This is a genomic window from Cellvibrio sp., from assembly GCF_039207905.1.
GTDB lineage: Bacteria > Pseudomonadota > Gammaproteobacteria > Pseudomonadales > Cellvibrionaceae > Cellvibrio.
Genome location: NZ_JBCECX010000010.1, coordinates 1 through 12,968 on the forward strand (window position 1 = coordinate 1; position 12,968 = coordinate 12,968).

Below are 12,968 nucleotides of genomic sequence, written 5' to 3' on the forward strand. Positions count from 1 at the left end.
TCCATAACCATGATGCGCCTCCGCATTAACCGTAACGGCCGGTGATGTAATCTTCAGTTTGTTTTTTACTGGGGTTGGTAAAGAGCGTATCCGTTAAATCATGCTCAATCAAATCGCCCATGTACATAAATGCTGTGTAATCAGAAACGCGCGCTGCTTGTTGCATGTTGTGCGTCACAATAACGATTGTATATTGGTGCTTGAGTTCGTTAATCAACTCCTCAATCTTCAGGGTAGAGATTGGGTCGAGTGCAGATGCTGGTTCATCGAGCAAAATAACTTCCGGCTCAATTGCAATTGCACGCGCAATTACCAAACGCTGCTGCTGACCACCCGACAAACCAAATGCGTTATCGTGCAAACGATCTTTCACTTCATCCCAGAGCGCTGCACCGCGCAATGATTTCTCTACCACTTCATCCAATACACGCTTGGATTTCACACCTTGTAAGCGTAGACCATAAGCTACGTTTTCATAAATTGATTTTGGAAATGGATTTGGTTTTTGGAATACCATTCCCACTTGGCGACGCAATTCTGCCACATCAACACTTTTGTCATAAATGTTACTGCTGTCGAGCAGGATCTCACCTTCAACGCGACAGCCGTCAACTAAATCGTTCATACGATTGAAACAGCGCAGCAGCGTTGATTTACCGCAACCGGACGGGCCGATAAACGCGGTCACTTTTTTCTCCGGTATTTTCATGCTCACGCCATTAAGGGCGCGCTTTTGATCGTAGTACAAGTTGAGGTTTTTTACTTCAAGCTTGATCGGTTCCACCAATGCAGTCGGGGTCATAAGCTGTGCCTGTTAAAAATTTCGCTAATTTTATTTCAGTTTGGTGACAAATTTATTACAAAAAAATTGCAGCGATTAATCCGATGCACTGCGGTATTTTTCACGCAGGTTATTACGGATTTTGATCGCAGTGATATTGAGTGCAATGATCAGCAATACCAATGTCAATGAGGTTGCATATACCAGCGGACGCGCCGCTTCAACGTTCGGGCTTTGGAAACCCACATCGTAAATGTGGAAGCCCAAGTGCATAATTTTTTGGTCGAGATGCAAGTAAGGATAATTACCATCAACCGGTAACGCTGGAGCCAATTTCACTACACCCACCAACATCAGCGGCGCAACTTCACCGGCGGCACGCGCAATTGCGAGAATCAAACCAGTCATCATCGCTGGTGTTGCAAGCGGAACAACCACTTTCCACAGAGTTTCTGCTTTGGTTGCACCCAGAGCCAAACTACCCTGGCGAATAGTACTTGGGATACGCGACAGACCTTCTTCAGTCGACACGATTACAATCGGTAAAGTTAACAACGCCAATGTGAGCGATGCCCAGAACAATCCCGGCGTACCAAAAGTCGGCGACGGCAGCGATTCCGCATAAAACAATTCATCGAGATTGCCACCGAGGGTATAGACGAAAAAGCCCAAACCAAATACGCCGTACACAATCGAAGGAACACCAGCCAGGTTGTATACCGAAATACGGATAATTTTCAGGAAGGTTCCCTGACGGGCATATTCGCGCAAATAAATTGCCGCGAGTACACCGAAGGGCGTAACCATAATCGACATCACGATTACCATGGTCAGCGTACCGAAAATCGCGGGGAAGATACCGCCTTCGGTATTCGCCTCACGCGGCTCAGCGCTCATAAATTCCCAGAAGCGCTCAAGGTATTGGCCGGTCTTGCCAAACACACTTAAATCGTTTGGACGAGTAACGCGCACGATGTGATCAAAGGCGATGACGACTTCTTTACCATCGGCAGTGCGTGCAATTAATTTATCGCGCGTTGCCTGCGCCAAAATATCATCGCGGCTTTGTTTGATAACGGTGTATTCCGCTTCCAATGCAGCGCGGCGCTCGGCAAACTCCACATCGGCTGCCGCCAGTTGCGCACTGGAAGCGCCATCTAATTCCATGCGGCGACGATCAAGACGCAACTCATCCATCTGTCTGTTGATGCGACCGATATCAGATTTTTCAATGCGTTGAATTTGGCTGTGCAAATCCAGAGCGCGCTCAATACGGGTATCCAATTGCTGCCAGAAATCGGGGCTATTTAATTCGCTGACAACTGCATCCTGTTCTTTAATCGCTACTGGATAGCCGTAAAAATTACCCCACTCGCGACGCTCAATAGAAATCGCATCAATTGGGTATTCCCATTTTTCCATACCGGTTTCAAGGAACCAGACGAAATCGCGACCGCTAACATCGCGGTTACCCAACTTGAATAAATGACGAGTGAGTAACTCAACATCGTCAGCAACGGTGTAACCACCATCGCGCGCAACAGCAGCGGGAATAATTTCTGAGCGGACATCTTCACCCATCACAATGTGACGCGCACCTTCGCGGTCAACAATCGAGGTTTGCAAAATATCGGCTGGCCAGAAGTGTCCAAAACCGCGTACAGCAATCAAGCCCAGCAGGCCGACCACCATCACCATACAAATTGCTACTGCACCACCGTTCAACCAAATCCACGGCGATCCACTTTTAAACCAGTCGGCTTGTGCTTTCACTAAATTTTTCATTGCAGTCACCAGGAATTAAAGATTGCTGTAGCGTTTACGCAAACGCTGACGAATGATTTCAGCGAGCGTGTTCACTACAAACGTCAGCGCGAGCAACACCAGCGCAGCAAGGAAAAGCACACGGAAGTGCGTACTGGCTACTGCCGTCTCCGGCAATTCCACCGCGATATTCGCGGAGAGCGTGCGCATACCTTCGAAGATATTGAAATTCACTACCGGGCTATTACCCGTCGCCATCAACACGATCATGGTTTCACCCACCGCACGACCAAAGCCCATCATCACCGCAGAGAAAATACCCGGGCTCGCAGTTGGCAACACAACGCCAACCATGGTTTGCCAGCGAGTTGCACCCAGCGCAAGAGAGCCTTGGGTAAGATGGCGCGGCACACTGAACACCGCATCTTCAGCGATAGAGAAAATACTCGGGATTACCGCAAAGCCCATCACGATACCTACTACCAAAGCGTTACGCTGATCGTAGCTAATACCGTTGTCGGTAAACCATTGACGCATGCTGCCTTCAAAGAACCAGATTTCGGCGAACGGACTCATCGCCACACAAATCCACACGGTGATAATAATTGGCACCACCAAAATAACGGCTTCCCAACCTTCAGGCATACGGCTGCGAATGGATTCCGGGAAACGACTCCAGATAAATCCCGTCACCAACATCACTATGGGCAACAAAATCAAAATACTGAACAGCGCCGGTAAATGATTTTCGATAAACGGCGCGAGCCATAAACCGGCGAGGAAACCGAGAATTACGGTGGGCAGTGCCGCCATAATTTCGATGGTAGGTTTCACCATACCGCGCAATTTCGGCGTCATGAAGTAAGCGGTATAAATTGCGCCCATCACGCCCAGCGGTACTGCAAACAGAATCGCAAAAAACGCTGCTTTTAATGTACCGAGTGAGAGCGGGACGAAACTCATTTTTGCTTCGAAGTTATCGCTACCGGAAGACGCTTGCCAAATATATTCCGGTGCTTCGCGGCCTTCGTACCATACTTTTTCCCACAGCGAGCTGAAAGAAACTTCAGGGTGTTTATTCCACACATCAGCAACCGCTACTTTTTTATCCGCATCGATTAACAATGCACGGTTGTTAATAGGAGAAACGGCAAGATTGCGGATGGGTTGCTCACCCATGGATTTGATCAACAAGGTGCGATCAGACGTACCGAAATAAATACCGATATTGCCTTTGTCATCGCCAGCCCAAAAACCGCGACGGGCAAATTCCGGGGTGACAGTAGTGATTGCACCCGGAAGTAAATCAAAGTCGCGCACAAATTCAACGTGGTATTCATTGCTTGCATCGCGCACTAAAAACCATTGGCTCACGGTGCCTTTATCTGTGCCGACTACCAGTGAGCCGGTGCCAACTAAAAATTGCATTACGGTAATTTTTCCGCTGTTAACCGTGACTGCTTCTTTGCGCTCTGCAGCAGCAGGATTAATAATTTTGTACAGCAGCATTTGCGAGTTATCAGTCGCAACCACTAAGTGTTGTGCAGTCTCATCAATTTGCATTGCGATTGCATTCGCGCCCGCTGGCAACGGTGGAAGAGTAAAAATTTCCTGCGACAGAGTTGATTCGCCGGTAATCATATTGGTGTTATTGCTGAATACGCCGAGCAATAAACGATTATCGGCAGTGACGGTACCAATCAGGGTTCCGGCAGAAGTTTCTTGAATCGCCAACACTTTCAGTGCTGCGCCCTGCTCGTCCAAACGAATCGGCGTTTCACCCAATGGATTCAACAAACTCGGGGTAATTAAACGTTTGTCATTCGGGTAGCTGAGTGAGTAATTGGTTTTGATCACCGCCACTTCGCCATTGCTATAACCGTAAGCAATCAAACCGTGGTCGGCGGTGCTGGTCGCCAAACTGGCAAACTCAGCACCTTCACTTTTGGGCAGCTGTGCTTCAAGGATGGTTTTGCCATCGTTGACGTTGAAGAAGTTCACTGCACCACTACGCTTGAAGCTGCCACCGATTTCCTCGTAGCGCTCCAGCGTTAAAAATTCAGTATTGTCATTTTCGATCTGATGCAGCTCGGCCTGGTCGTAAGTCTTGACCACTTCGACCGATGCCCCGCGAAACAGCGGCGCCACCTCAGAGAATAAGTAAAAGAAAATCAAACCCAGAGAAAATACAACTGCCATGCCTGCAGTCATAACACCGTAGCGGGAGGTGGCATCTTTGAGTTTGCGGATACGACGCAGACGCGTGCGTTGTTCGGCGGTCGGCATCAAACTGGTCGTTTGTCTTACCGATACAGTGGGTTCTGACATGGTCTACTCACTCGATTAAACTGCTGGCACGGAAATGCTAACAAGGCTTGATGACACTTTTGTTACAAAACCGGTTTTTCTGTCATCTTACTGTCACATTGCGATGGCTGTTTATAAAAAAACCGCCGAGCGAGTCGGCGGTTTTTTTATCACCTCAAGGGTGAATTATTTTTGCAAGTCAGCCAAAGCCTTGGTTGCCATAGTGGCTGGCAATGGAATGTAACCATCGCGCACTACAGTCTCTTGACCACGCTTGGACAATACCAACTTAACGAATTCCAACTGCAAGGTATCCAATGGGCGGTTCGGGTGCTTGTTGATGTAAACATAAAGCACACGTGCCAATGGGTAGCTACCATCCAATGCATGAGAAGCATCTGCAGCTACAAACGGCTGGCCGTCTTTCTTGGACAAAGGAATCGCTTTAACACCAGAGGTGATGTAACCAATACCTGAGTAACCAATACCGTTGATCGACTCAGACACACCTTGTACTACTGATGCAGAACCTGGTTGCTCGTTGATACCGGCTTTGAAGTCACCTTTACACAGGGCTTCGTCTTTGAAGTAGCCGTAGGTACCTGATACAGCGTTACGGCTGTACAAAGTGAAATCGCGGTTAGCCCATGCGCCAGTCAGACCCAACTCACCCCAACGGGTGATGTCTTTTGCGCCGCCACATTTGCGGGTCGCAGAGAAGATGGCATCTACTTGTTGCAGGCTCAAACCTTTGATCGGGTTATCTTTGTTCACATATACCGCAAGAACGTCGATCGCCACTGGCACTGCAGTTGGCTTATATCCGTGTTTAGCTTCGAAAGCCTGGATTTCTTCAGCTTTCATTGCACGGCTCATTGGGCCAAAGTTCGCAGTACCTTCAGTCAATGCTGGCGGTGCAGTTGACGAACCAGCGCCCTGGATTTGGATGTTAACGTTAGGGTAGGATTTTTTGAAATCTTCAGCCCACAGGGTCATCAGGTTGTTCAGGGTGTCTGAACCGATTGAGTTTACGTTTCCTGAAACGCCGGTAACTACTTTGTACTCAGGCAATTTAGGATCAACAGCGGCGTGCAGCGCGGCGGCACAAACCATAGAACCGGCGATTGCCAGCCCTTTGATAATTTTCATAGCGTTCATAGAGCGCTCCGTTAGTCATCGTGAGTAAAGAATTCTTGTCATGTTTATGGAGAGGTCTTTCCTCTCCACTGATGATCACTTTACCCATCGAATATTACAGTTATATGACTAACAGACATTCCTGTCACAAATGTGTCTCACAAGCGTCACAATTTGTGGACCAGAAAAGAAAACACCAGCCGCAGCTGGTGTTTTCTTTTCGCAATAAGCTTATTTGACGACACGCAACCCAGGGCGCTTGGCCGCATCACTGGACGCTTTATTGATTGGCGTTGGCGCAACCGGAGAAGGTGGTGGTGGAGCGGGCGGCTGCGGATTTGACTCTGCTTCAAACATCATCCCCTGCCCATTTTCACGGGCATAAATGCCAAGGATTGCACCGCAGGGAATATAGAGGTTGTTAACAACACCACTAAAACGCGCGTTAAAGGATACGGCGGTGTTGTCCATAAAAAAGTCTTTGATCGCCGAAGGGGAGATATTGAGGATGATCTGCCCGTCTTTGTTCACATGTTGCTGGGGCACTTGGGTGCCAGGTACATGAGCATCCACTAAAATGTGGGGAGTGCAATTGTTGTCCAATATCCATTCGTAGATGGCACGTAAAAAATACGGACGACTGGAGGTCATGGACATAAAGATTTCCTTTGGCTGGGAATGAATACCGACGACAACTTACAGGTATTTTAAGCAAGGCTCAATTCAATCAAGCCACAAACGAAACGGGCGACCTAAGTCGCCCGTTTTTTATCAGTGTATCTCTCTCCAGAATTCGCGATTCAGGAAGTAGACAAAGATAAACAGGATTACCAGGAATCCTAATACATACATACCAATAGACTGGCGCTTAACAGCGATAGGCTCGGCAACATACTCAAGGAAGTTAACCAGATCGTAAACTGCCGCATCAAATTCAGCGGTAGTCATAGTACCTTTGATCTTGCCTTCTTTCAGCGCACCGCAGTGCTCGTCCACTTCAACCTGACCTACGTCATTGCGCAACGCGCCGCCGTGGTGATTGAGTTTTGGACCAGCACCACACTCCAGCAAACCTTGCGGGCCAATCAACACGTGGGGCATACCCACGTTCGGGAATACACGGTTGTTAACACCCCAAGGACGGGTTTCATCTTTGTAGAAGTTACGCAGATAGGTGTAGAGCCATTCCGGTGAACGCGCACGTGCTACCAAGGTCAGATCCGGTGGAGCTACACCGAACCATACTTTTGATTGCTGTGGCTTCATCGCAATTTCCATCAATTGGCCGATACGTTGATCACCAAAAATCAGGTTTTGCTCCATCAGATCGTGTGGGATATCCAGATCGTCAGCAACACGCTCGAAACGCGAGTATTTCGCTGAGTGGCAACCCATGCAGTAGTTGGCGAAGTATTTCGCACCGCGCTGCAAAGACTCTTTGTTGTTCAGATCCGGTTCCATGGCATCACATGGAACAGCACCGCAGTGAAACGCGCCTTCAGCAGCAACAGCTTTGATAGGCACAACTGCAAGGATAATGAACAACGCCAGACCAGCAAGCACCACAATCGCTGGCAAACCTTTGGCTTGAGTGCGGGTAGGCTCTTCCAGATCTTTATCGCGCGCAGCCAGCAGTGGCAACACAGCAAAGATCGCCGCCAACAGGAAGCAGAGCACCAACAGGAATACCGGTACATCACCACGGATATATTCCAGCCCCATCCAACCGAAGATCACTGCAAACGCACCACACAGAACCCAGGAAGTTTTGGATTTAGGACCATCAGGATTAGTGGTAGTCCAAACCGGCATAGTCACAAAGTAAGCGAAGTAGAACGCAGTAGCGATTTGCGATAACAAGGTACGACCTTCAGTCGGCGCCTTAACACCGAGGTAACCCAGGATCACAAACATTGCAGCAAATGCAATCAGCATAACGCGCGGGATATGACCACGGTAACGCATGGACTTCACTTTACTGCGATCCAACCAAGGCAATACGAACAGGATGGCAATCGCCGCCGCCATGGCAATAAAGCCGAGGAATTTAGCGGTCAACACCATTGGGCCAAGCTCGATCTGCATGGTCACTGCACGCAGTACCGCATAGAAAGGAGTGAAGTACCAAACCGGGGCGATGTGGGTCGGGGTCTTCAGGTTGTTTGCTTCTTCGAAGTTAGCGTACTCAAGGAAGAAACCGCCCATCTCTGGCATAAAGAACATGATGAAGCAAAAAGCAAACAGGAAGACAGTAATACCAACCAGATCGTGCACAGTGTAGAAAGGATGGAAAGGAACGCCGTCGCGTGGAATGCCATTCTCATCTTTGTTCTTTTTGATCTCAACGCCGTCCGGGTTGTTAGAACCCACTTCGTGCAATGCGAGGATGTGCATTACCACCAAGGCGAGCAACACGATTGGCAGCGCCACAACGTGCAGTGCAAAGAAACGGTTCAGGGTAATACCGGAGATCAAGTAGTCGCCGCGAATCCACTGTACAAGGTCTTCACCAATACCAGGAATAGCGCCGAACAGGGACACAATTACCTGCGCACCCCAGTATGACATCTGGCCCCAGGGCAATACGTACCCCATAAAGGCTTCCGCCATAAGCACCAGATAAATGGTCATACCAAAAATCCACACCAGCTCACGCGGGGCCTTATAAGAGCCGTACATCATGCCGCGGAACATATGGAGATAAACCACTACGAAGAATGCCGACGCGCCGGTGGAGTGCATGTAACGCAGCAACCAACCAAAATCCACATCGCGCATGATGTATTCAACCGATGCGAACGCACCTTCGGCTGATGGGTTGTAGCTCATGGTCAGCCAGATACCGGTAACCAATTGGTTTACCAATACCAACAGCGAGAGCACACCAAAGAAGTACCAGAAGTTAAAGTTCTTCGGCGCATAGTATTTACCCATGTGGGTATCCCATGCACGTTGAACTGGCAGACGCTTATCAACCCACTGCCATATACCTGTTAACCAATTCATATCAAGCCCCCTGATCTTCGCCAATCACAACTATAGACTCGCTCTCATAACGATGAGGAGGAACTTCCAGATTCAGCGGTGCTGGAACACCTACATAAACACGCCCTGCAAGATCGTATTTAGAACCATGGCATGGACAAAAGAATCCGCCCTGCCACTTCTCGCCACCCAAATCTGCCGCGCCCACATCAGGGCGGAACATAGGTGCACAACCCAGGTGAGTACAAACACCCAACAGAATTGCGAATTCCTTATGAATTGCACGCTCAGGGTTCTTGGCATACTCAGGTTGTTGCGGCTCGTTCGAGCCAGCATCAAGCAGAACACCCTGCTCTTCTACTTTCTTCAAACTGTCCAGAGCTGCCTGGGTACGACGAACGATAAATACTGGCTTACCACGCCACTCAACAGTCACCAGAGCACCTGGCTCGATTTTGCTGATGTTGTATTTAACCGGTGCGCCCGCCGCTTTCGCTTTGGCGCTTGGGTTCCACGAACCCACAAATGGAATGGCCGCACCCACGACACCAACCGCACCCACTGCACAAGTGGCCCCGATTAATACGCGACGGCGCGTTTGATTTACAGCGTCATTACTCATGACGATATTCTCCCCTAAACAGCTTTAACGGCTAGCAAATTGCCTAAAATCGTCCTGCGACTTGATACAGTTACTGATATTAAGTCCGGCGAAATAAGGAATATTGGGTGACTCTAAGAAAAGGCGGGCAATGTTAATGAATTAACGCACTGCTTACAAGAATAACCACACGTAAACAGTGGGTTATAAGCCGCTAATTTTAGACGTAAAAAAACGCCCAAGCCAGTAAAGGCGTGAGCGTAATTCAATATTCTCAGTCTAAACCCGAAGAAACCTTAAGTGACTTGTCTCAAATCAATAAAACTATCAACTAGTTACTGGTTTTAGATGCCCACCAATCACAACTCGCGCGCACCTTTACTGACATTGCAATCATCAAAAACACTTGATGCCAGTCACGAATCGATCGGCAGCGACGCTCATTCTTAATCATGCATAAACAAAAAAGCCCACGTCGGTAACGACATGGGCTTTTTTGGTGATTGTTCTCCAGCCAGCAAAAAACCGACTGGAGAAAACCATTAACGCTTGGAGAATTGTGGCTTCTTACGTGCTTTACGCAGACCCACTTTCTTACGTTCAACTTCACGAGAGTCGCGAGTAACGTAACCAGCTTTACGCAATTCGCTACGCAGAGACTCATCGTACTCCATCAGAGCACGGGTCAGACCGTGACGAATAGCACCAGCTTGACCGAAGCTACCACCACCGGTAACGGTGACGTTTACGTCAAACTTTTCTACCAGACCAACCAGTTCCAGCGGTTGACGAACAACCATACGCGCAACTGGACGACCGAAGTACTCGTCCAAAGGACGGTCATTAACGATAATTGCACCAGTACCGGCAGTGATGAACACGCGCGCGGTAGAGGTTTTGCGACGGCCGGTGCCGTAAAATTGTGTAGCAGACATGTCAGCTCCCCTTAGATGTTCAGTTCTTTAGGTTGCTGAGCAGCATGTGGATGCTCATTACCTGCATAAACTTTTAGTTTTTTGAACATAGCACGACCGAGTGGACCCTTCGGCAACATACCTTTAACGGCAGTTTCGATGGTGCGCTCTGGCGCTTTTTCAATCAACTTCTGGAAGCTGATAGATTTAATGCCGCCCACATAACCAGTGTGCGAGTAGTAAATCTTGTCAGTTGCTTTACGGCCAGTCACGCGCACTTGAGCAGCGTTGATCACAACGATGTAATCACCGGTATCAACGTGTGGAGTGAATTCTGGCTTGTGCTTGCCACGCAAACGCGAGGCGATTTCCGCAGATAAACGGCCGAGTGTTTTTCCCGCCGCATCCACGATGAACCAGTCTTGAGAGACAGATTCTGCTTTGGCAATATAGGTCTTCATGTTATTCCTGCCTAATTGGATGTGGATAATGCCCCTAAAATAGGGAGGCGGCATACTACACAGCCGATGCTTGCTTTTCAACCATAATTTACAACTGAATGTGCTATTCCGGCCGATGCGGACGCGCCAGATACTCGCGGCTCTGCATTTCTAACAAACGGCTGACGGTGCGCTGGAATTCAAAGTCGAGCTTACCGGTCGAATACAACTCCGCCAGCGGGCGCTCTGCCGAAATCACCAGTTTTACCTGGCGATCATAAAATTCATCGACCAGATTCACGAAGCGGCGCGCCTGATCATCTTTCTCACGTCCCAAGCCAGGCACATTACTCAGGATCACCGAGTGATATTCGCGCGCCAATTCAATATAGTCATTTTGCGAGCGCGGCCCATCGCACAACTCGACAAAATCAAACCAGGCGACCCCTTCGCTCACGTAACGTGCCTGTATAAGACGTCCTTCCACCTCCAAATCCACCGCCACCTGAATTTCGGCATTGGCGGCAACAAGGCTCTTGAAGCTGGCCATAAGACTTTGGTCTGCAGCTTCATCCAAGCGGGAGTGATACAACTCAGCTTGCTCCAGCGCGCGCAAACGGTAATCCACACCGCCATCCACATTAACGACTAGAGTGTGCTGGTTGAGCAGAGCTATAGCAGGCAAGAAGCGTGCGCGCTGCAAGCCGTCTTTATATAAGCCATCGGGCACGATATTGGAGGTGGCCACCAGGGTAACTCCGCGGGCAAACAACTCCTCCATTAATGTCCCGAGAATCATGGCGTCAGTGATGTCGGAGACAAAAAACTCGTCAAAGCAGATAACCCGCGCTTCTTTGGCGATAATATCGGCTACTTGTTTGAGAGGGTTTTTCTGCCCATCGAGCTTTTTAAGCTCGGCATGGACACGGCGCATAAAGCGATGAAAGTGCGCACGCAGCTTTTGCTCGAAGGGCAAACTCTCAAAAAAGTTGTCCATCAGATAGGTTTTGCCGCGCCCTACACCGCCCCAAAAATACAAACCGCGCACTAACTGTCGAGGCCTGCTACCGGTCAAGCGCTTAAAAAAGCCACCTAGGCCTGCCTGCTCTTCCTGTTCGGTTTTCCACACCTCAACCAACTCTTCATATAAATGCTGCAGGTGATCAACGGCTGCTTTTTGCGCGGGGTCAAAACGAAAATCAGGGCGAGTCAAATCCTGCTGGTAGCGTTCCAACGGGGACAACGAAGTCGAGGGGGATATAGAAGTCATCATAAATTCAAACAAGCGAGCTAAAACTGGCGGTCACTTTAGCGATAAGCCAGTTGTAGCGCCATCAAATTTCATAGGAGAGACGTACGCATCAAGCGGAGATTTGCCGCACCAATGTCTCGGTCAAGTCAGATTTCAAGTTAGTCAGATAACCATGGAAGAAATGGCTCGCCTCAGGATAACGAATCAATTCCGTCGGACTTTGCAATTTATCCACCCACTGATAAACGCCCTCAGCAAAGACGCGCTCGTCTTTATCGCCTTGGATCACACACAGCGGAGCGGGAAATGCTCCGGCGCGATCATAGGGATAACGCTCTACCGGCGGCGCCACCAGTGTCAAATGCCTCAATCCGATAACATCGTAACTTGCCTGCGCAGCGATAGACGAACCGAAGGAAAATCCAGCGAGCAATAGCGGCATGTGGGATAAGTGTTGCTGACTCCAGGTGATTATCGCCCGCAGGTCATCAACCTCACCCACCGCATTATCAAACTCGCCCTCGCTCTTGCCAATACCGCGGAAATTAAACCGAATGACGTGAATTCCCAAATCGCGATAGGTGCGCATCAAGGTGGTCACCACCTTGTTATCCATAGTCCCACCGTGCTGTGGGTGGGGATGACACACAATCGCCAACAACTCACGTGCAGCAAAATGCCCATCTTCATGCCCCTGATGGATTACCGCTTCTAATTGGCCACTGGGGCCGGGAATATAAAGTTCTTGCTCTTTAGCGAAGGAGAAATGCATTCATTACCTCAATGA

11 protein-coding genes are annotated in these 12,968 nt (G+C 49.1%); all 11 read right to left on the bottom strand.

Annotated elements, in window-relative coordinates; all coding sequences use genetic code 11:
* Nucleotides 1-25: 25 nt before the first annotated feature.
* Complete coding sequence (pstB, locus tag AAGC78_RS07595; protein ID WP_133684672.1) at nucleotides 26-802, bottom strand: phosphate ABC transporter ATP-binding protein PstB; 777 nt, start codon at nucleotides 800-802, stop codon at nucleotides 26-28.
* A 75-nt stretch (nucleotides 803-877) separates the two neighbouring features.
* On the bottom strand, nucleotides 878-2,566 hold the full coding sequence (pstA, locus tag AAGC78_RS07600; protein ID WP_435783461.1) for a phosphate ABC transporter permease PstA: 1,689 nt from the start codon (nucleotides 2,564-2,566) through the stop codon (nucleotides 878-880).
* Nucleotides 2,567-2,581: 15 nt separating this feature from the next.
* Nucleotides 2,582-4,873: an ABC transporter permease subunit gene (locus AAGC78_RS07605; protein ID WP_435783462.1), complete on the bottom strand. Its 2,292-nt coding sequence runs from the start codon at nucleotides 4,871-4,873 to the stop codon at nucleotides 2,582-2,584.
* 165 nt (nucleotides 4,874-5,038) lie between these two features.
* Nucleotides 5,039-6,010 carry a PstS family phosphate ABC transporter substrate-binding protein gene (locus AAGC78_RS07610; protein ID WP_435783463.1) on the bottom strand — a complete coding sequence of 324 codons (972 nt, stop codon included), beginning with the start codon at nucleotides 6,008-6,010 and terminating at the stop codon, nucleotides 5,039-5,041.
* Nucleotides 6,011-6,220: 210 nt separating this feature from the next.
* Nucleotides 6,221-6,646 (bottom strand): ClpXP protease specificity-enhancing factor, encoded by a 426-nt coding sequence (locus tag AAGC78_RS07615; RefSeq protein ID WP_435783464.1) that lies wholly within the window; start codon nucleotides 6,644-6,646, stop codon nucleotides 6,221-6,223.
* A gap of 114 nt (nucleotides 6,647-6,760) precedes the next feature.
* Nucleotides 6,761-8,995 carry a ubiquinol-cytochrome c reductase gene (locus AAGC78_RS07620; protein ID WP_435783465.1) on the bottom strand — a complete coding sequence of 745 codons (2,235 nt, stop codon included), beginning with the start codon at nucleotides 8,993-8,995 and terminating at the stop codon, nucleotides 6,761-6,763.
* A gap of 1 nt (nucleotide 8,996) precedes the next feature.
* Nucleotides 8,997-9,596, bottom strand: a complete 600-nt coding sequence (gene petA / locus AAGC78_RS07625; protein ID WP_435783466.1) for a ubiquinol-cytochrome c reductase iron-sulfur subunit — start codon at nucleotides 9,594-9,596, stop codon at nucleotides 8,997-8,999.
* Between the two features lie 521 nt (nucleotides 9,597-10,117).
* Nucleotides 10,118-10,510, bottom strand: coding sequence for a 30S ribosomal protein S9 (rpsI, locus tag AAGC78_RS07630; protein ID WP_435783467.1), 393 nt, complete (start codon nucleotides 10,508-10,510; stop codon nucleotides 10,118-10,120).
* A gap of 11 nt (nucleotides 10,511-10,521) precedes the next feature.
* Nucleotides 10,522-10,950, bottom strand: coding sequence for a 50S ribosomal protein L13 (rplM, locus tag AAGC78_RS07635; protein ID WP_435783468.1), 429 nt, complete (start codon nucleotides 10,948-10,950; stop codon nucleotides 10,522-10,524).
* A gap of 103 nt (nucleotides 10,951-11,053) precedes the next feature.
* Complete coding sequence (gene zapE, locus AAGC78_RS07640; RefSeq protein WP_435783469.1) at nucleotides 11,054-12,202, bottom strand: cell division protein ZapE; 1,149 nt, start codon at nucleotides 12,200-12,202, stop codon at nucleotides 11,054-11,056.
* 88 nt (nucleotides 12,203-12,290) lie between these two features.
* Nucleotides 12,291-12,953, bottom strand: coding sequence for an alpha/beta hydrolase (locus tag AAGC78_RS07645; RefSeq protein WP_435783470.1), 663 nt, complete (start codon nucleotides 12,951-12,953; stop codon nucleotides 12,291-12,293).
* Between the last annotated feature and the right edge of the window lie 15 nt (nucleotides 12,954-12,968).

Coding starts and splice junctions, on each gene's coding strand:
- pstB (WP_133684672.1), bottom strand. CDS start 802: ATGACCCCGACTGCATTGGTGGAACCGATCAAGCTTGAAGTAAAAAAC.
- pstA (WP_435783461.1), bottom strand. CDS start 2,566: ATGAAAAATTTAGTGAAAGCACAAGCCGACTGGTTTAAAAGTGGATCG.
- AAGC78_RS07605 (WP_435783462.1), bottom strand. CDS start 4,873: ATGTCAGAACCCACTGTATCGGTAAGACAAACGACCAGTTTGATGCCG.
- AAGC78_RS07610 (WP_435783463.1), bottom strand. CDS start 6,010: ATGAACGCTATGAAAATTATCAAAGGGCTGGCAATCGCCGGTTCTATG.
- AAGC78_RS07615 (WP_435783464.1), bottom strand. CDS start 6,646: ATGTCCATGACCTCCAGTCGTCCGTATTTTTTACGTGCCATCTACGAA.
- AAGC78_RS07620 (WP_435783465.1), bottom strand. CDS start 8,995: ATGAATTGGTTAACAGGTATATGGCAGTGGGTTGATAAGCGTCTGCCA.
- petA (WP_435783466.1), bottom strand. CDS start 9,596: ATGAGTAATGACGCTGTAAATCAAACGCGCCGTCGCGTATTAATCGGG.
- rpsI (WP_435783467.1), bottom strand. CDS start 10,510: ATGTCTGCTACACAATTTTACGGCACCGGCCGTCGCAAAACCTCTACC.
- rplM (WP_435783468.1), bottom strand. CDS start 10,950: ATGAAGACCTATATTGCCAAAGCAGAATCTGTCTCTCAAGACTGGTTC.
- zapE (WP_435783469.1), bottom strand. CDS start 12,202: ATGATGACTTCTATATCCCCCTCGACTTCGTTGTCCCCGTTGGAACGC.
- AAGC78_RS07645 (WP_435783470.1), bottom strand. CDS start 12,953: ATGCATTTCTCCTTCGCTAAAGAGCAAGAACTTTATATTCCCGGCCCC.